A 294-nucleotide genomic window follows, 5' to 3' on the forward strand; every position below is an offset into this window, starting at 1 on the left:
CTGGCTGGAAAAATATCCTGAAAGAGTACCGATGGAACACCATGAGTACCAGCTTCCGTTCCGATGCCTTATTCCGCAGAATATCAGTAATCTTCTGGTTGCAGGAAGAAGCCTTTCTGTCAGTCACATGATCGACAGCTTTACGAGGAATATGATCCCATGCTTGTGGTTTGGTCAGGCGGCAGGCGCTGCGGCGGGCTTATGTATAAAATATGAAACAATACCTGCAGAACTGGAATATGAAAAATTGCATCAGGAGCTGAAACGGCAGGGGCTGACGTTTTGATAATCACT

Annotated in this window: 1 protein-coding gene; it reads left to right on the forward strand. The window is 46.3% G+C overall.

Going from position 1 to position 294, the window contains the following annotated elements:
* A partial coding sequence (locus NE473_RS31775; protein ID WP_256265696.1) for an FAD-dependent oxidoreductase occupies positions 1–286 on the forward strand: 286 nt, incomplete at its 5' end.
* Positions 287–294 lie beyond the last annotated feature (8 nt).

Source organism: Hungatella sp. SL.1.14, from assembly GCF_024460495.1.
Classification (GTDB): Bacteria; Bacillota; Clostridia; order Lachnospirales; family Lachnospiraceae; genus Hungatella; species Hungatella hathewayi.